We start from the raw sequence: 19,551 nt of genomic DNA, 5'->3' as shown, positions 1-19,551 counted from the left end.
TTTTATCTAGTTTATTTTTTTAGAATATTTTTGATGGCGAATCCACCATACAATTGCTCCGATTAAAAGCAAAATGACAACCGGGGCCACCACATTGATAAATTGCCAAAAAGTCTTTTGTTGGGCAACTTTCACCTTATTTAAAGGACGGATTTGAAAAGTTCGGGTCCTAGAAGCAATGATCCCTTCGGGATCTACCAGGTATTTGACCATATTCCTCAACAATAACTTATTGGCAAAGGTCATTTGACTGAATGGATCTTCCCCCAAAGCCAATGGACTTCCATCTTGAAGACTTTTTTGACTTTGAAACACATCCCCATCTCCAAAAACTACTACTTTCCCTTTGCCGGATTCTTTAAAATCTGTTTTAGAAAATCCCTCAGGTAAAAATCTATTCTTAAACAACGAAGTAAACTCTCCTTCCAGCAAATACGCCAAAGGCAAATTCCTAACAGAGAAAGCCTCTACCGGAGGTTCTTGTTCCATATCACTGAAAGCTACTCGAACAGGAGCAGGCAAAACCCGTGAGTTATTAGATGAAAATATTAATGGAGTCTTTTTCACTCCTTCTGCCATTACAGTATCCAAACTACTTGCAAAACGGTAGTAAACCACATCCAAACCTTTGGTGATCGGATGATTTTGCATGACTCCTGCCTGAATATAAAATGGCCAAGGTAAAGGAACCATTTGATCCTGGTTTCCAAAATTCCCAGCCATGACCGGAAAATAACCAAAGTTCAAATCTTGGATTAAGTCCTTATTGATCCGGATACCATATTTAAAAAGAAGATTATCTAAACCTGAATCCACCGGCATCGCCAATGTCCCCTCTCCTCCTGCTTCTGCAATATCCACTGCTACACCATCCACCATGACTACTAGGTTCCCTCCATTCATGACGTATTGATCCAGGAGGTAGACCTCTCGATCAGAATAGATATCTCTAGGCCCTTCTATGAAAATGATTTTGAAATTCTCCAAATCGGAGGGACTTTTGGCCTGTTCCAATGGAACTTTAAACAACTCAAATTCTCCATCCAATGCTTCTACAATTCCGTACCCTTCATCTTCTGCCATTTCTCCATGTCCCATGATCATAGCAATGGCTGATTCCTCCGGACTTACCAATTTCTTGATGGCATTACTCAACTCAAACTCCAGGTTTTCTATGGATTGATTCAAAATCTCATCAGGGCCCATTCCCCTTTCTCCTTTCAAAACCAAGGCCCCGGTTTCAAATTCTGCATTGCTGACCAAGACCCCCGGAAATATCAATGTTGCTTGTTGCCCAGAATTTTGGCTCACATAGAGATTTGTTGGATTGATTCCATATTCGGTAAGCGAACCAATAAAGGCCTCTTGCTCCGATTCTGCTACTGTCAAAGGGTCAAAATAAGAATAGGTTATTTTCTCAGGACTATAGGCATTAAAGGTCCGCACAGTCTCCTCTATGGATTTTTGCAACCTTCTCATTCCTCCAGGAAGGTTTTTTCCGACCAGAAGAATATCTACATGAATAGGCTCTGTTAACTCAGAAAGCATCTCTTGGGTCGCTGGATGCAAAGAATATCTTTTTTCCTCTGTCAAGTCAATTCTAAATCTGAGCAATTGAGCCAGTAGTGCAAAAATTACAATACCACCAACTAGGAGTAGCCAAGACTTGACGCTATTTAATGATGACTTTTTCATTTGTTTTTCAAAGTCAAAACACTCAATCCAAGAAATAACCAAACCATTCCAAGCATAAAGAATACATCGCTTGAATCCACCACTCCTCTACTCAAATTGATATAGTGGAAACTCAAACTCAGTTCTTCTATCCAGTAGGCAAAATCACCTACCTGAAGATCTGCTAACGCAGAAAATCCAAAGTACAGGACAAAACAGAGGAATACGCCCAAGACAAATGCCAACACTTGTTGAGAAGTCAGTGCACTTGCAAAAAGTCCAACTCCAGCAAAGACTGCCCCAATCATCAATAAGCCAACCCAGGAACCAAAGAAACCTGCCTGATCCAAATTGCCTACAGGGTCGCCCAATTGAACGATACTGAAGAAATAGAGTAAGGTGGGCAAAACAGCCAACACTACTAAAAACAGCAATGCAAAATACTTGGCAATCACTATTTGCAATAATGAAAGAGGGGATGTCCGTAGCAATTCCCAGGTCCCGGTTTTTCGTTCATCAGCAATGGAACGCATCGCAATGGCTGGGACCAAAAACGTAAATACGTAAGGCGTATAAGTAAATAAGGCTTCTAAGTCGGCATATCCATATTCCAGAACACTACTTTCTGGGAATACCCAAACAATCAGCCCTATTGCTATGAGGAACAAAGCCAAGACTAGATAGCCCAGGAGACTTCCAAAAAATGCATTTATTTCCTTGAAGAACAGACTTTTCATCGGGTTATAACTGTTTTTCAAAGGTCCTCAGGAATCTCGCAAGGCTAATAATCATTCCAATGTATAAATTCTTAGTTATGCCTGATTTCATTTTGTGATTTCTCTGAAAATTTGTTCCAAATTCTTTTTACTCTGACTCATGCTCATCAAATTCAAACCCTTTTCTTGGACGATCTTCATGACCGCCTTCCTCGCTTCGGAGGGATCTTGGCAGGAAATCAAGAGAGAAGTACTCCCTTTTTTCCCATAAGTCGGAATTCCAATGGATTCAAACCAACTTAATTCAAGGGCTTCCTCTGTTTCTAATTCCAGTTGAACTTCGGAAGCATTGGAGGTTAAATTCTCCAATGGCTCAGCAGCAAGAATCTTACCCTTATTGATGATTACTACATCATGACAAATCGCTTCAACCTCTTGCATGATATGGGTGGAGAGGATTAAGGTTTTTTCCTTGGCAATTTCAGAGATCAGATTTCTGATTTCTACCAATTGATTGGGGTCCAAACCTGTAGTCGGCTCATCCAGAATAATGACTTGAGGATCATGTATTAATGCTTTTGCCAGGCCCACTCGTTGTCTATATCCTTTGGAAAGCTGACCTATTTTTTTGTGCTGCTCTGGCAATAACCCCGTCTTTATTAGAAGCTCCTCAATCCGAACAGTACGTTTCCTTCCGGTTACCCCATAAATCCCTGCAGAAAATTCCAGAAATTCACTCACATACATATCCAGATAGAGTGGGTTATGCTCAGGAAGATACCCAATCAATGGACTTACTGCTTTGGGGTTTTGTAAAGCATCTTTCCCCATCACCTGAACCTGACCGGTATCTGCCTGAATAAATCCAGTGATGATTTTCATGGTAGTAGATTTGCCCGCTCCATTGGGACCGAGAAATCCTAAAATTCTCCCAGGCATAGCTTTGAAAGACACTTGATCCAGTGCTTTCTGAGTTCCGTACAGTTTGGATAATTGGGATACTTCTAAGGACATGAGTTTATTTTACACAATCAAAAGTAAGCAAAAATTATAGTTTCCTTGGCTCATCAAAGGCCACATCGCTTCTTGGTCCAAGGGCACAAACCGACAAGTAAACTTTACTTTTTCAATCGTAGGATGAAGCTTACTTCCCTCTACCTAGATTTTCCAACAGCAGGTCAATTTTGGTAATGCCTACGTATTCCGCCATCAGTTGCTTTCTAGAATTATAACAAAAAATAGATGGCACACTTCTGATCTGGTAGTAGCTAGCCACATTCATATCAGCATCTAACAGAAAGTGCACAAAGCTTTTGTCTTTGATTCCTAGTTCCTCAACGAACCCAATCATTTCTTCTTTGGGTTGTACGGTCGTGAAAATGAGATTATAGTCCTTAAACTCATCAATTCGCTCAGAAATCTTACCCAGTTCTTCCTGGCATAAATGACAAGTAGAACTGAAATAAATAAAGAGTGTTGGTTTACCCTGAGCTAATTGATGAATTGAATTTACCTTACCGCTAATATCATTCAATGTGAAATCAGGTAAATCCTTCGGAGCAGAAAGGGCTGGTAATGTTTCTACTTCTGCATTTTGAGAGGAATAAGCCAAATAGGCGGTACATCCCAGAAGTAGGGTAAATAAAACGATCAGATTTACTTTTTTCATGATGTGATTTCAAAATAATTCAGGGCTCAAAATAAACACTAAACTCGCTGAAAGCAATTTAATCACTTCTTAAAAGCCCTCATTAGGTTTTATTTAAATAGGCTGGCTTAAAAAGTAAACACCCACAATGTTTAAAACATCGTGGGTGAATAGGCTCTTTTACAAATTGCCAAAAGATTTACTTCTTGCCTTTTGGTCTCAATGGTCTGCACTCTACATCTGTTATAAAATAATTCGGATGCGTTTCCAATGTTTGGACCATGGTGGTGGCTACATCAATTGGCCTCATCATATGTTCATGTGCGTCCACTCCCGGGATATCATCAAAGAAATTGGTTTGAATAGAACCTGGATAGATCGTAGAAACTTTGATACCAAAGTCTCTCAATTCCATGTATAGGGAATGGGAAATCCCACGAACTGCATGCTTGGTTCCTACATAGCCAGCAAATTTGTTTACACCATTTAATCCTGCGATGGAGGCTACATTCAAGATATGCCCTTCATCAGCGGTCTTCATGGCAGGTATCAGACGCTTGGTAGTATAGAAAATACCATGAACATTGGTGTCAAACATCGCCTTCCAATCCTCAGAAGAAAAAGTCTCCGTGTCACCTGCCACACCAAAACCAGCATTGTTCACCAAAATTCGAATATCAATTCCAAGTTTCGCCACAGTGGATTGAAAAGCATTTTCTACAGCATCTTCATTTGCTACATCGCATGAAAAGAAGTGGAAGTTTTCATGTGTAAAATCCGGCGCATTTCTTCCCCACCCGGCTACCACTGTTCCTTTTTCGACTAATTGCTTCACCATTTCCAAACCTACTCCTTTGCTTACTCCTGTGACTACTGCTATTTTACCTTTTAATTCCATATCATTATTTTCTTGAGTTTACCATTAAAAGTATTTGAACTGAAAATAGTTCTTTAAAAACAGTATTTATGGTATTTCTTTCAAAGGAAAACTCAAGCGTCAAGTAATTTTCTAAATTTGAAAATATAGAATTTAACCATCAATCATGAAAAAAGTACTAATGCCCTTTCTAATCGCACCGATTCTAGGTGCAGGAACTGTCATGGCACAGTCCTCTCTTAGACCAGAAATAGACTCCAAGGCGAACTCTATTGAATCTAAGGTCATCGAATGGAGAAGAGACATCCACATGCATCCCGAACTTGGAAATCAAGAATTTAGAACTGCCAAAAAAGTAGCAGATCATTTGAGATCTCTAGGAATTGAGGTAACTGAGGAGGTGGCGATAACTGGTGTAGTCGGTTTTTTAAAAGGCGGGAAACCAGGTCCTACCGTAGCTTTAAGAGCCGATATGGATGCCCTTCCTGTCACTGAAAGAAATGATCTTCCTTTCAAATCTGTAAATACTGCCACGTATAATGGTCAGGAAACCGGTGTGATGCATGCCTGTGGACATGATACGCACGTAGCTATTTTGATGGGTGTTGCTGAAGTATTAGCCAGCATGAAAGATGAGTTGGAAGGAAATGTGAAATTCTTCTTCCAACCAGCAGAAGAGGGAGTTTATGATGGATCTACTGCAGGTGCAGAATTGATGGTTCAGGAAGGAGTCATGGAAGACGTCGATGCAGTATTTGGGCTTCACATTGCCTCTCAAATGGAAGTAGGAAAAATCGGTTATCGATCAGGCCCTGCAATGGCCGCCGTGGATAATCTTGAAATTACTCTCAAGGGTCGTCAGGCTCACGGAGCCTCCCCTTGGTCTAGTGTTGACCCGATCGTCACTTCTTCCCAAATCGTAATGGGCTTACAAACTATCTTGTCAAGAAGTGTAAATATCACTGAAAATCCTGCAGTAGTTACAGTTGGCGCCATTCATGGCGGAATCAGACATAACATCATTCCGGAAGAGGTAGAAATGATCGGCACCATCCGAACTTTTGGAGATGAACAGCAAGAGCTAGTTCATAAAAGAATTACAGAAATCGTTACCAATATTGCAGAAAGTGCTGGCGCAGAAGTTGACTTGAAGATAGAAAAACTATACCCTTCTACTGTAAATGACCCAGCACTGACTGCGACCATGTTACCCACATTACAGGCTGCAGCCGGTGAAGGAAATGTTATTTCAATGCCTCCTGTAACAGGTGCTGAGGATTTCAGCTTTTTTCAAAGAGAAAAGCCAGGATTATTCATCAATTTGGGTGGAATGAAAAAAGGTGGAGATCCTACCACTACCCCTTCTCACCATACTCCAGGATTCTATATTGACGAGGGTGGTTTCACCTTGGGAGTAAGAGCATTGAGCTATTTTGTCGTAGACTACATGGGAATGAAATAATAGAATTATTTCATCAATGAATGGATTAAGATTTTTTATAAAGCAAGATTGGCATAAATGAATACCCAGATCTTAAGGCTCTGGGTATTTTTTATGCTTATGGACATGATATCACTTAATCAAGTCAGTCCAAATAGAATTACGGTAGATTTTCCTACATTAGAGAATAATAAAGTTTTTAGAAAAGTCAACAAGGACAGAACTTTTAACTGTATTGATCATTCACTAAAACCAAGAAAATTGAAAAAGCTCTTAATACCATTTCTCTTCCTTTCTATAGCCAGTTTCGGCCAATCCAAACTCCGACCAAAAATCGACCAATCTTCCGATCAAGTGGAATCAAAGGTCATTGAATGGAGAAGAGATTTTCATCAGAACCCTGAATTAAGCAATCAAGAATTTCGCACAGCAAAAGTTATTGCAGAGCATCTGCGTTCACTTGGAATGGAAGTTACTGAAGGCGTAGCTAAAACCGGAGTAGTAGGGGTTTTGAAAGGAGGAAAACCAGGGCCTATGGTGGGACTTAGAGCAGATATGGATGCTTTGCCGGTAACTGAACGTGCCGATGTACCTTTCAAATCAACAGTAACCACCACTTTCAATGGACAAGAAACAGGTGTCATGCATGCATGTGGACATGATTCCCACATGGCAATTATGATGGGAGTCGCTGAGGTTTTGGCCGGAATGAAGGACCAATTGGAAGGATCTGTAAAATTTATTTTCCAACCCGCTGAGGAAGGTGTGTATGATGGAAGTATTGCTGGAGCTGAACTCATGGTGAAAGAAGGAGTAATGGAAGACGTAGATGCCATCTTTGGATTACATATTTGGGCACAAATTGAAGCAGGAAAAATAGGGTATAGATCAGGGCCATTTTTAGCAGCGGTGGATAATCTCAAAATCACTGTTAATGGAACCCAGTCTCATGGTGCAACTCCTTGGTATGGGGTAGACCCTATTGTAAGTTCTTCCCAAATTGTGATGGGGCTTCAGACCATTCTTTCTAGAAATGTAAATATTACCGAAAACCCTGCAATCGTTACGATAGGAGCTATCCATGGAGGGATTCGCTCTAATATTATCCCCGAAGAGGTAAATATGATAGGAACCATCCGAACTTTTGGGGATGAGCAACAAGCATTGGTGCATAAACGAATCACTGAAATTGTAACAAATATTGCTGAAAGCTCAGGAGCATCCGCAAAGGTAGAAATCGGAAAACTTTATCCTTCCACGGTGAATCCGCCTGCTTTCACCTCTCAAATGCTTCCGTCTCTTAAAGGGGCGGCTGGAGAAGAAAATGTAATTGCAATGGATCCGATAACCGGTTCAGAGGATTTCAGCTACTTTCAACGTGAAAAACCAGGATTTTTCATCATGCTAGGAGGTATGAAAATAGGAGGCGATCCTTTAACAACAGCCTCTCATCATACCCCAGATTTCTATCTTGAGGAAAGTGGATTCAAACTTGGGGTCCGGGCATTGAGTTATTTGGTAGTAGACTATATGGGAATGCAATAAATAACCCTAAATGAATGAAGCCGCGATTCCATTTGAAGTCGCGGCTTTTTTCATTGATCAAACCAAAAGCTGGTGTCGTTTAACCAAGCGAAATTACAGGAGCAGTAAATACCTACATCCGTTTCACTAATTCTTCCATTATTTTTGCCATAATTGGCTCTGCCATCGCTGCTGCTTTCAAAACCTCAGCAATAGTTATTCTTTTTATTTTTCCTTCCACACCCAAATCGGTGATTGCTGAGATTCCAAATACCTCTATCCCCATTTGTCTAGCCACAATTACTTCAGGAACGGTACTCATCCCCACTGCATCTGCCCCAATGGTTCTTAAGTATTTATATTCTGCTGGGGTTTCCAAATTAGGTCCCTGGACTCCTGCATAGACTCCGGTATGAAACATAAATTTATTCTCAATGGCGATTTCCTCGGCCAATTGGATCAAGCGGGTGGAGTAGGCATCACTCATATCAGGAAATCGTACACCAAACTCATCTAAATTCTTACCACGTAAAGGATTTTCCGGAAACAAGTCTATATGATCATTGATAATCATTACCTCTCCTACATGCTGTGAAGGGTTTAATCCTCCCGAAGCATTAGATACTAATAATTGAGTCACTCCCAACAGTTTCATCACTCGAACCGGGAAAGTCACTTCTTTCATGGAATAGCCTTCATAATAATGAAATCTACCTTTCATGGCTACCACTCTTTTCCCATGAATGGTACCGAATATCAATTTACCCGAATGACTTTCCACGGTAGAAACAGGGAAATGGGGAATTTCACTATAATCGATTTCAATATCTACATGAATCTTCTCTCCTAGTCTACCAAGACCTGTTCCCAGAATAATTCCGATATTCACAGATTCGGAATGGAGGTTTTGTATAAATTGAAAAGCTTCTTTAATCTGATCTGAGTAGTTCATGGTCTGCATAATTCTTAATTAGTAAAGATATTAAAATTGACCATTGCGTGAACACTTCATGGATATAGCCTGTTGTTTTGACTTAAAAACAAATGAAATGATCAAAATCATCGTAGGAACCAACCGTAAAAACTCTGTTTCCAAAATTATTGCCGAATTATACCAGACTATTCTTAAGGAAAAAGGAGCTGACTCTGAAATTCTGGAATTGGAAAACCTGCCTATTGATTTTATTGAAACTGCTTTATATGAGAACAATGGAAAAAATGAGGACTACAACCTCTTCCATGATAAATTCAAGGAAGGCGAAAAATTTGTTTTTATCATACCGGAATACAATGGTTCCTTCCCTGGCATTTTAAAAGCTTTTATAGATGGGATGACATATCCCAATATTCTCCAAAATAAAAAAAGTGCCCTAGTGGGCATCTCTTCTGGAATCGGGGGAGGTGGCATCGCTTTGAGCCACCTCACCGATATATTCCATTATTTGGGGATGCATGTCCTTGCTCTCAAGCCTAAGCTTGCCAAAATAGAGCAAAATATGTCAGATAACCTGCTCACCAACAGGCTTTACATGGACTTATTGCATTCCCAGGCAGACATGCTGCTAGAGTTTTAGCATTTAGTCCACATTATCATGTAAGAATCTATTATTTCCTAGAATCTCATTGTCATCGTTCAGATTATACTTACTGATATTTTGCTCTGAACTATGCTGAGGCTCATTCAATTTTACATTCTTACGCTGGTAAGCAGGAACTTCCATTTTCTCCTTTAATTCTTCTGGAGTTGGGTTGAAAGTTCTATTACCTCTTAATTTTTCAAAACGTTCATGAGCTCTTTGAATCGCTTTTTGCTTCATTTGCTCATAGTAATCATTTGCGAAAACCGGAGCTTCTGCTTCTGCCTCTTTATTTGCAGGTTGAGGCTCACTTTTTTCCTCCTCCTCGTATAGGTCATGAACGATTTTCTTTGGCTCAGGCTTCACAAATTCAAACTCTGATTTCTCCTCTTGCTTTGGCTTCACTTCAAAGTTGAACTCAGGCTCCACTTCTTCGTTTTCCACCTTCTTACCCGGATTCTCTTCTACTGGCTTATTGGCTGAAGGAGCTGCTTTTGGGAATGAAAAAACAAAGGTAGAACCATTGCCTACAGCTTCTTCTTTTACTTTTTCACTTTTCCCGGAATCCAAATTGATCACTGTTTTTACAGCCTCGGGCTCAGGGGTTTTATCAACCACGCTTGGAGCAATCACTGGGGTTGGCAAAGGCGTCTTCATCTCAGCTTTTTTAGCTGCCCCTTCCAATCGATCCATTTCAAAACCAGTTGCGATTACAGTTACACGAATCGCCCTTCCTAGTTCCACGTCAATACCCTGACCAAAAATCACTTCCGCATTATCTCCGGCTTTCTCCTGAATGTATTCGGTAATTTCACTCAACTCATCCATGGACAATTCTTCATCCTCACCAGACATGATAGAAAGAAGAATCTTTTCAGCTCCTTTGATATCTACGTTATTCAACAACGGAGAAGAAATAGCTGCTCCAGCAGCACGGATTGCTCTTCCTTCGCCTTCTTCAGTTGAGGAGCCCATCACTGCGGCACCAGCATCTTTCATGACAGTCTTCACATCTTCAAAATCGACATTGACATCTTGATGTATGGTAATGATTTCTGCAATAGACTTAGCAGCGGTAGTTAGGATATCATCTGCTTTACCAAAAGCAGTTCTGATCGCTAGATTACCATAAATCTCTCTTAGCTTATCGTTCAAAATCACCAACACGGTATCGCAATTTTCACGTAGAGCTTCGATCCCTTGCTGCGCAACGTTCATTTTCTTTTTACCCTCAAACATAAACGGAGCAGTCACAATACCTACCGTTAATATGTTCAATTCTTTTGCAATTTTTGCAATGATTGGAGCCGCACCGGTTCCGGTACCTCCCCCCATTCCTGCTGTAATAAATACCATCTTGGTATTATCAGCCAATAACTCACGAATCTCATCCTGGGACTCGATCGCTGCATTTTTTCCTTGCTCAGGATTTGCTCCTGCGCCTAAACCTTCGGTAAGGTTTGCTCCCAATTGAAGTCTCAAAGGAACCGGACTAGATTTTAAAGCCTGCGCATCTGTGTTGACCACGACAAACTCCACATCTTTAATTCCTTGGCTGAACATGTGGTTCACGGCATTGGAACCGCCTCCACCAACGCCAATTACTTTGATAATCGACTTTTGATTTTTTGGAAGATCAAATCTGTAATCTTTCATGTTATCTGACATATTTATTTATTTGGTGAACTATTTTCAGTTGTTAGTAAAAAGGTTAAATGGGGAAATAAAAAGCAAAGCCAATTATCTCCCCTCAATCATAAGCCCTAGTAGGTAATATCATCTCCGATATCATCGGTAATCAAACCTTTCAGCTTGGCACCTATGCTTCGGAAAATATCTTTTGATATCAATTCTTTATTTTCTTGCCTCACGATCGGTCCCGAATTGGCAAGTCTTTGTTTATATCCTTCTTCCCGATCATCCAGAGATTTAAAGCCTGCTAAAACAAGCCCTACAGATGTGGCATACATAGGAGATTTCACATCTTCTACTACCGACTTCCCTAAATGCTCATTGGGATATCCAATGCGGGTATCCAATCCAGTCATGTATTCAAATAGCTGACTGATGAACTGCAATTGAGAGCCTCCTCCAGTCAACACAATCCCTGCTGCAAGCTTCTTATAGTGACCCGATTGCATAATTTCGTTTTGGACGATCTCAATGATTTCTTCCATTCTTGCCTCTATAATCGAAGCCAGATTTCGAATCGAAATTTCTTTAGGAGGTCTATTTCTTAATCCAGGGATGGAGACGATTTCATTTGGATTAGCTTCATTGGCAATGGCCTTTCCAAATCTTGTTTTCAATAGCTCAGCTTGATTTTGCATCACCATACACCCTTCTTTGATATCGGTAGTGATGATGTTTCCACCCAATGGAATTACAGCTGTATGGCGGATAATATTTTCATAGAAAATGGCAATATCAGTAGTACCTCCACCAATATCCACTAAACAAACTCCTGCTTCTTTTTCATCATCACTGAGTACTGATAAGGAACTTGCCAATGGCTCGAGAATCAACTGCTTGGAAGTGAGGTTGGCTCTTCGAACACATCTATTGATGTTATTGATGGCGGTTGTTTGTGCGGTGATAATGTGGAAGTCTGCCTCCAGACGAGTTCCAGACATTCCTACAGGATCCTTAATCCCACCTTCATAATCGACGGTGTAATCCTGTGGCATTACATGGATGATGCTATTTCCCGGAGGAACGACAATGTTTTCCATGTCGCTGGAAAGTCTCCTTACGTCCTCTACTGTAATCTCATCTTCTGTTGGAGTTCGCATAATGCTTCCATGCACTATTTTGCTTTGAATGTGCTGTCCTGCAATCCCGACAATGACTTCTGCAATATCCACATCAGCCATTTCAGAAGCATCTTCGACAGCTTTTTGGATAGCATGCACAGTTTTGTCAATGTTGGTGACAACACCACGATTGACACCGTCAGAAATGGCTTTTCCCATTCCGAGTACTTCGAGTTTGCCAAACTCATTTTTTCGGCCGATGATCGCACAGATTTTGGTGGTTCCAATATCTAGTCCGACGATTAGTCTATCATTTTCCATTCCCAAGCTATTATTCACAAACAATTTGATCTTTAAACTTTACGCTCACACGCTCATAGGCATTCCAACCTTTTCGCGGTAATATCTCCTTATAGAAGACTTCAATTTTCTTAAACTTCTCGGCGATGTCATTGGCATCTCCAAATTCGATGACCTGCTTTCCCACTTGCTGCATCAATCGAATATCCGTTTTGGAATTCACTTCCAATTCCGGGATCTGGGCAGACCAAAAATCATCCTCTACGATGAAATTGATCAGGTCCATCAACTCAGGCATTTGCTCCATCACATCGCCTTTATCCATCAATTGCTCGGCTTGTTTGCCTTGCAAAATCAATACTCTACTAGTATAAGAAGGAGAAGTAGGAATTACTTTTCCCTCCACCGTGATATATCCATCTGCAGCATAGGACCGCGCAATTCTTGCAATGGGTTGGTGCTGCTGAATCTTTAAATTCAATATTCCCTTTTGGCCGATGGAAGCCTCCACTGATTTAATAAAGGGATGACCAGCCAGTCTTTTCTCCACTTCCTCCAATCTGACTTCTTCCAACATCAAACCTGCTTTTAATTCAGGAAAAGCAGATCTCATGATCTCCTGTATTTCTTTCTCCTCCACAAAGTAGACCCCACTGACCCCATCAATATTTATCTCAGCACCTTGAAAAGTCTTGTACAAGGTTTGCTTCTCCACAAAGCCAATGAAGCCGACCAGCACCATGCATAGCACCAGAAAAACAAGTGTCTTTTTGATCCTGATCTTTTTCATACTGTGTTTAATTTTTGTCTAGACTCCATCCAGGAAGCAATTCCAGGAACTAAACGATCTATATCACCAGCTCCAAGGGTCACTAAGACCTCGGGAGCAGATTTTTCCAAATAGCCCATCAAATCAGCCTTGCTTACCAAGGTCTTCTTCTTGGACTCAATTTTCTCCAAAAGCATAGTGGAGCTTACTCCTTCAATAGGGAGCTCCCTTGCAGGATAGATATCCAATAAAATCACCTCATCGGCCAGTGAAAGACTCTCCGAAAATCCCTCTGCAAAATCCCTGGTTCTGGAATACAAGTGAGGTTGGAACACCACCGTAAGCTTACTGGTTGGATACATGGCAATCACAGAACTTAAACAAGCTCTGATTTCCTCAGGATGATGCGCGTAATCATCAATATAAACCAGATGATTTTGGTTGACATGAATCTCAAATCTTCTTTTTACACCTTTGAAAGAAGCAAGTCCTTTCCTTATTTCTTCATCTGTGATTCCGTGTTCTGTAGCAATGGCAATAGCTGCCAAGGCATTTTCAACATTATGAAAACCTGGGATATGCAACTCCAAATGAGGAATTACTTTTTTCCCATCTACATAATCAAACAGGAAGGATCCAGGTCGAGCTTGTATATTCTCTGCCCTAATCCCTTCAGACCTTAAGCCATATTTTCTAGTGATCAATTTTGGTAAGCGATCCAGACCAAGCCTATCTGCAGCATTAAACTGAATAAACAATTTGCCTTTTTTGTCAATTAGCTTTACAAAGTCTCCAAAACCATCTAAAATGGTGCTTTCATCCCCATAGATATCCAAGTGGTCCGCGTCAGTACTAGTCAACACGGCCTCATTGGGATGCAGTCTCATAAATGATCGGTCAAACTCATCCGCTTCCACTACTACAAATCGTTGCTTTTTGGATTTCTTTTTGCCCAAAATCAGATTACTCTGATAGTTTTGGGTAATTCCTCCCAAGAAAGCAGCGATAGGTTTTCCAGCATCCTTGAACAAATGAGCAATCAAAGAGGAAGTAGTCGTCTTCCCATGAGTTCCTGCTACCGCGATGGTATAGAAATTCTCTGTCACCATTCCCAGTACTTCAGATCTCTTTTTCAAGGCGAAGCCTTTCTCTCTAAAATAGGCTAACTGAACACTATCTTTTGGCATCGCCGGAGTCCACACAATCAGACTTGAATCCGGAGACTTCTTGATCGCTTCAGGAATGCTATCTATAGAGTCATCAAATGTCACAGTCATGCCTTCCGCCATCAACTCTCCTATCAATGGAGATGGCGTACGGTCGTATCCAGACACCGCATATCCCTCATGGTTGAACCATCGAGCAAGGGCACTCATGCCAATGCCTCCGATTCCTAGGAAATAAACCCTATGTATTCCTTCGAAGCTCATGCTACTAATTGTTCAATTTCTTTTCTGATGGCAATGGCCGCATCCGGCTTTGCCAAACTCTTGATATTCATTCCTAATGCAAGCCCAATTGCTGGGTCTTCCATTAGTTCATCTACTTTCAATTTTAGCTTCCCTACAGCTTCTTGATCCCTCAGCAACCAAGCTGCATCATGACTTACATAAGCCATCGCATTTTTGGTCTGATGATCTTCCGCTACATTGGGAGATGGAATGAAAATCACTGGCTTTCCTACCAAAGACAACTCGGATACTGACAATGCTCCCGCTCTGGAAACAATCAGATCCGCAGCCGCATAAGCCAAATCCATTTCTCGGATAAATTCCCTTAAATGAATATTTTTCAAACCTGCTTTTTCGGTCTTTTCAAGCATGTCCTTGAAATAATATTTACCAGATTGCCAAAGCACCTGATACCCCTCTTTATCCAAGGATTTCATGTCTTTTAAAACCGCTTGGTTTAAAGTTCTTGCTCCTAAAGAGCCGCCTAAAACCAACACCGTTTTCTTTCCTTCCTCCAGCTTAAAATGTGCGAGTGCCGGCTCTCTTTTTCCAGATAAATCCAGAATATCCTTCCTCACAGGGTTTCCTGTATAAGCAATCTTTTCTGCTGGAAAGAATCGCTCCATATCAGGGTAAGCCACACATATTTTATTGGCTTTTTTGGCCAATAATTTATTGGTCAGTCCTGCGTAAGAATTCTGCTCCTGCACCAAAGTGGGAATACCCATTCTTTGCGCTACAAACAATACAGGTCCACTGGCATAACCTCCCACACCCACCACCACGTCTGGCTTAAACTCCTTCACCATTTTTCTGGCTTGCATCAAGCTATTCAAAAGTTTAAATGGGAACTTTAGATTTTCCAAAGTCAACCTTCGCTGAAGCCCTGCTACTGGTAAGCCTTCAATTCGATAGCCCGCCTCTGGAACTTTTTGCATTTCCATTTTACCCAGCGCCCCAACAAATAGAATCTCGCTGTCTGGAAATTCTTCTTTCCAGGCATTGGCAATGGCGATTGCAGGGTAGATATGCCCCCCTGTTCCTCCTCCACTGATCATGATGTGATATGTTCTAGTCGTTTCGATACTAAGCTGTTTTTAATCTTGATTTATTGGTAGCAGCTACGCTCCCCACTTCTTCGTCTTGATGATCTCCCCTACTTACCGACAAGATGATCCCCAGGGAAATCCCTGTAAAGACCAATGAGGTCCCTCCCATACTCAGTAATGGTAGAGGCAAACCAGTAATCGGTCCCAATCCAACTGCTACTGCCATATTCACCAGAGCCTGAATCACCAATGCAAAACTGAGCCCTGCTGAAAGCAAGCCCCCAAATGCTTTATTGGAATTGGCTACGATTCTCATTCCTCTATACAGCAAAGCCAAGTACAGAAACAATACAGAGGCTCCTCCAACCAATCCATATTCTTCTATAATGATCGCGTAGATAAAATCTGAATAGGGGTGTGGTAAAGAATTTCGTTGCTCACTATTTCCGGGACCCTTCCCGGTAACTCCTCCAGTTGCAATGGCGATATAGGATTGCTCCGCTTGGAAAGGCACTTCCTCCTTATCCATAAATGCTTCAATTCTGGAGAAGAAAGTCTCTCCTCTTTGTCCCAAGAAAACTGCGGCAGTCAATCCAAGCATCCCTACCATGACCACCATGGCTAGGTATTTTACGGGAACCCTGCCGACAAACATGATCAACAGGCATGTCAACAATAGGAGAATGGCAGTAGACATATTTGCCAAAGCGATCAATAAACAAATCACTCCAATGGCAATGATGATTGGAACAAAAGTGTTCTTGAAATCTTTGATGTTATTCTGCTTACTGGCTAGCATCGCAGCCAAAGCGGCAATCAGTGCCAGCTTTGCCAAATCTGATGGCTGGAAAGCTTGATTAATCAAAGGAATGGTCAACCATCTATTTGCCTCATTGATATTAGACCCAAACATGTAAGTAAACAATAACAAAGGAATAGATAGGTACATGGCCAATCTGGCATAAAGCGCATAGTTCCTATACGGAATTTTATGGGCAAACCACATGACCACCAATGAGACAAATACCAAAAACGAGTGTCTGAATAAATAGACCTCGGTATTTCCTCCTGCATATTTATAGGCCAATGATCCCGTGGCAGAATACACCACCAGAATACTGAAAAGAGACAATAAGATTACAATCCCCCAAATAAGAGGATCTCCCTTAAAGTGCTCATCTATCCATGCCTTAAACTGATTCATGTGATGGTTTCTGGTTTGAGTTCATTTACTGCGGTTCGAAATTGCTCTCCCCGATCCTCATAATTTTTAAACAAGTCAAAACTTGCACATGCTGGAGAAAGTAATACCACGTCTCCGGCTTTCGCCAACATTTTGCCCCAACTTACGGCTTCTTTGATACTCTGCGTTTCCCGGATATCTTCTACACTATTTTGAAAAGCATCCTTCAATTTCTTATTATCCTTACCTAGGCAAATGAGGGATTTCACCTTCCTTTTTACCAAGCCTTTCACTGAACGATAATCATTCCCTTTATCTACCCCGCCCGCAATCCATATCAATGGATTTTTAAAAGCATCCAATGCATAAGCTGTAGCCTCCACATTGGTACCCTTACTGTCATTGATAAAGCTGACTCCGTCAATTACTCTGATCAATTCCATGCGGTGTGAGGCATTTTTGAAGGTGGACAATCCCGCCTTCAATTGCTCTTCATTCACCCCTGCCAAAAGACAAGCTATTCCTGCGCATAACGCATTCAAATAATTATGTTCTCCTTGAAGAGAAAACTCATTTACAGGAATAGAAACGGACTTTTCATCAGTTTTAAACACCAGATTTTCTCCGTCATAATACCCCCCATGGGTTTGTGGTGTCTTGGTAGAAAACCAAAGCTTTTCTGGCCTGAACTTTACGCCCTCAAGACCTTCTGCCGTCAATGAATCGTCTAGATTTAAAATAGCTTTATCTCTAGGCCCCATATTTTTGAACAACCCCATTTTGGAATGGACATAATTCTGCAATTGATAATCATATCGATCCAGATGGTCCGGAGTAATATTGGTCAAAATGGCTATGGAAGGTCTGAAGCAGAAAAACCCATCGATTTGGAAACTACTACATTCAATCACCCACCAATCATGATCTTCTTCCAGTAATTGTGCTGCCCAGCTTTTTCCTACATTTCCAGCCAATCCCACGTCAAACCCGGCAGTTTTCAACAAATGATAAGTCAGAAGCGTAGTAGTTGTTTTACCATTAGTACCAGAAATAGCAATTACTTTCCCTGCACTGTATCGATTGGCAAACTCCAATTCATCAATTACCGCAATCCCTTCTTCCATCGCTTTCATCACAATATTAGTATTGCTTGGAATGCCAGGAGATTTTATGATCAAATCCGAATTCAATATGATTGCTTCAGAATGAAGACCTTCTTCATATGGAATCTCCTCGATCTCCAACTTCTCTTTCCGAGCCTCATTAATGCGACCTGAATCTGAAACCCATACCGCATAGCCCTGCCGTTTTGCGAGCAATGCTGCTCCCAATCCGCTTTCGCCTGCACCTAGTATGGTTATTTGTTTCATATTCGTTTTATCTCAATTTCAATGTTGCCAATGTGATCACTGCCAGAAGGATCCCAACAATCCAAAACCTGGTTACAATCTTTGGCTCAGGAATATTTTTCTTTTGATAATGATGATGTAGAGGAGACATCAGAAATATCCTTCTTCCCTCCCCATATTTCTTTTTCGTGTATTTGAAGTAGCTGACCTGCAACACCACACTGGCATTTTCAACCACGAAAATTCCACACATCAATGGAATCAATAATTCTTTTCTTAAAGTCAGGGCCAAAACGGCAATCACTCCTCCAAGCATCAGACTTCCCGTGTCTCCCATAAAAACCTGGGCTGGATAGGCATTGTACCAAAGGAATCCAATGCAGGCTCCTATAAATGCAGATGCAAAAATCACCAACTCACCGGAGTTAGGGATGTACATGATATTGAGGTATTGCGAGAAAATGGCATTTCCTGAGATATAGGCAAAAATGGCTATGGTCAGGCCTATTATTGCAGAGGTCCCTGCAGCCAGGCCATCTATTCCATCTGTAATATTTGCCCCGTTGGATACCGCTGTAATGATAAAAGTCACTACAAAAATGTATAAAATAGGAGTCATTGCTTCTCCGAGGAAGCCTAATAACGTCTCATAATTCAACTCATTGTTTTTGACAAAAGGAATGGTAGTTTTTGCAACCTTCACATCCCTGAATGCCGGCGTTTCTACGACTCCTTCCTCTATGGAAACAGGGGTTTGAAATTCCCGAATAACCACATCTTCATTGAAGTAAAGTGTGGTTCCTACAATAATCCCAATTCCGATTTGTCCTACTATTTTAAACTTTCCTGCAAGTCCCTCTTTGTTCTTTTTAAAGACTTTGATGTAATCATCCAAAAAGCCAATTCCTCCCAACCAAATGGTCGTAATCAATAGAAGGATAATGTAAATGTTATTGAGATCACCGAATAATAATGTAGGAATCAGAATAGCTGCAATAATCATCAGTCCTCCCATCGTAGGAGTACCTTTTTTCTGATTTTGTCCTTCCAACCCTAAATCCCGAACTGTCTCTCCAATTTGCTTCCTTCTGATCCAGTTGATGATGTTTTGTCCAAAAGTGATGGTGATGATCAAAGAAAAGAGTGCTGCCATCCCCGCTCGAAATGAAATGTACCGAAACACACCTGTACCCGGAATGTCCAAGACTTGATCTAAATATTCAAATATGGGATACAACAT

At 41.1% G+C, this 19,551-nt stretch carries 17 protein-coding genes; 3 read left to right on the top strand and 14 right to left on the bottom strand.

The genetic code is table 11. The annotated features are described in order from the left end of the window. Nucleotides 1-6: 6 nt before the first annotated feature. The 5 genes from gldG to JYB62_RS16580 all read right to left on the bottom strand — a co-directional run bounded on the left by gldG (nt 7) and on the right by JYB62_RS16580 (nt 4,936). Nucleotides 7-1,695 carry a gliding motility-associated ABC transporter substrate-binding protein GldG gene (gene gldG / locus JYB62_RS16600; protein WP_205646511.1) on the bottom strand — a complete coding sequence of 563 codons (1,689 nt, stop codon included), beginning with the start codon at nt 1,693-1,695 and terminating at the stop codon, nt 7-9. After that, entirely contained in the window at nt 1,692-2,411 is a 720-nt protein-coding gene (gene gldF / locus JYB62_RS16595; protein ID WP_205646510.1) for a gliding motility-associated ABC transporter permease subunit GldF, read from the bottom strand. Before gldF ends, gldG begins: the two co-directional genes overlap by 4 nt. An 87-nt stretch (nt 2,412-2,498) precedes the next feature. Continuing rightward, nucleotides 2,499-3,404, bottom strand: coding sequence for a gliding motility-associated ABC transporter ATP-binding subunit GldA (gldA, locus tag JYB62_RS16590; protein WP_205646509.1), 906 nt, complete (start codon nt 3,402-3,404; stop codon nt 2,499-2,501). Between the two features lie 130 nt (nt 3,405-3,534). Beyond that, entirely contained in the window at nt 3,535-4,059 is a 525-nt protein-coding gene (locus tag JYB62_RS16585) for a TlpA family protein disulfide reductase (RefSeq protein ID WP_205646508.1), read from the bottom strand. 178 nt (nt 4,060-4,237) lie between these two features. Next, nucleotides 4,238-4,936, bottom strand: coding sequence for an SDR family oxidoreductase (locus tag JYB62_RS16580; protein WP_205646507.1), 699 nt, complete (start codon nt 4,934-4,936; stop codon nt 4,238-4,240). A gap of 145 nt (nt 4,937-5,081) precedes the next feature. On the opposite strand from JYB62_RS16580, the gene JYB62_RS16575 reads away from it, so the two are divergent. Next, entirely contained in the window at nt 5,082-6,377 is a 1,296-nt protein-coding gene (locus JYB62_RS16575) for an amidohydrolase (protein WP_205646506.1), read from the top strand. A gap of 240 nt (nt 6,378-6,617) precedes the next feature. After that, nucleotides 6,618-7,901 (top strand): amidohydrolase, encoded by a 1,284-nt coding sequence (locus tag JYB62_RS16570; protein ID WP_243431605.1) that lies wholly within the window; start codon nt 6,618-6,620, stop codon nt 7,899-7,901. Between the two features lie 112 nt (nt 7,902-8,013). Here the strand turns inward: JYB62_RS16570 and JYB62_RS16565 are convergent, their stop codons facing one another. Beyond that, nucleotides 8,014-8,832 carry a purine-nucleoside phosphorylase gene (locus JYB62_RS16565; RefSeq protein WP_205646504.1) on the bottom strand — a complete coding sequence of 273 codons (819 nt, stop codon included), beginning with the start codon at nt 8,830-8,832 and terminating at the stop codon, nt 8,014-8,016. 97 nt (nt 8,833-8,929) lie between these two features. On the opposite strand from JYB62_RS16565, the gene JYB62_RS16560 reads away from it, so the two are divergent. After that, on the top strand, nt 8,930-9,454 hold the full coding sequence (locus tag JYB62_RS16560; protein ID WP_205646503.1) for an NADPH-dependent FMN reductase: 525 nt from the start codon (nt 8,930-8,932) through the stop codon (nt 9,452-9,454). 3 nt (nt 9,455-9,457) lie between these two features. On the opposite strand, the gene ftsZ is transcribed toward JYB62_RS16560, so the two are convergent. The 8 genes from ftsZ to mraY form a co-directional block, all read right to left on the bottom strand. Further along, the gene (ftsZ, locus tag JYB62_RS16555) at nt 9,458-11,113 is read right to left on the bottom strand and encodes a cell division protein FtsZ (RefSeq protein ID WP_205646502.1); all 1,656 of its coding nucleotides are present in this window, start codon (nt 11,111-11,113) and stop codon (nt 9,458-9,460) included. A gap of 107 nt (nt 11,114-11,220) precedes the next feature. After that, complete coding sequence (gene ftsA / locus JYB62_RS16550; protein WP_205646669.1) at nt 11,221-12,531, bottom strand: cell division protein FtsA; 1,311 nt, start codon at nt 12,529-12,531, stop codon at nt 11,221-11,223. Nucleotides 12,532-12,541: 10 nt separating this feature from the next. After that, nucleotides 12,542-13,300, bottom strand: coding sequence for a cell division protein FtsQ/DivIB (locus tag JYB62_RS16545; RefSeq protein WP_205646501.1), 759 nt, complete (start codon nt 13,298-13,300; stop codon nt 12,542-12,544). Then, entirely contained in the window at nt 13,297-14,709 is a 1,413-nt protein-coding gene (gene murC, locus JYB62_RS16540; protein WP_205646500.1) for a UDP-N-acetylmuramate--L-alanine ligase, read from the bottom strand. Before murC ends, JYB62_RS16545 begins: the two co-directional genes overlap by 4 nt. Then, nucleotides 14,706-15,788: an undecaprenyldiphospho-muramoylpentapeptide beta-N-acetylglucosaminyltransferase gene (murG, locus tag JYB62_RS16535; RefSeq protein ID WP_205646499.1), complete on the bottom strand. Its 1,083-nt coding sequence runs from the start codon at nt 15,786-15,788 to the stop codon at nt 14,706-14,708. The genes murC and murG overlap by 4 nt, the downstream gene beginning before the upstream one ends. A gap of 28 nt (nt 15,789-15,816) precedes the next feature. Next, entirely contained in the window at nt 15,817-16,983 is a 1,167-nt protein-coding gene (locus JYB62_RS16530; protein WP_205646498.1) for an FtsW/RodA/SpoVE family cell cycle protein, read from the bottom strand. Continuing rightward, nucleotides 16,980-18,332 carry a UDP-N-acetylmuramoyl-L-alanine--D-glutamate ligase gene (gene murD, locus JYB62_RS16525; protein WP_205646497.1) on the bottom strand — a complete coding sequence of 451 codons (1,353 nt, stop codon included), beginning with the start codon at nt 18,330-18,332 and terminating at the stop codon, nt 16,980-16,982. The genes JYB62_RS16530 and murD overlap by 4 nt, the downstream gene beginning before the upstream one ends. A 7-nt stretch (nt 18,333-18,339) precedes the next feature. Further along, entirely contained in the window at nt 18,340-19,551 is a 1,212-nt protein-coding gene (gene mraY / locus JYB62_RS16520; RefSeq protein ID WP_205646496.1) for a phospho-N-acetylmuramoyl-pentapeptide-transferase, read from the bottom strand.

Source organism: Algoriphagus lutimaris (assembly GCF_017051705.1).
GTDB classification, from domain to species: Bacteria; Bacteroidota; Bacteroidia; order Cytophagales; family Cyclobacteriaceae; genus Algoriphagus; species Algoriphagus lutimaris.
Note: the sequence above shows the minus strand (reverse complement) of the source record. Positions and strands in the feature narration are given on the sequence as shown.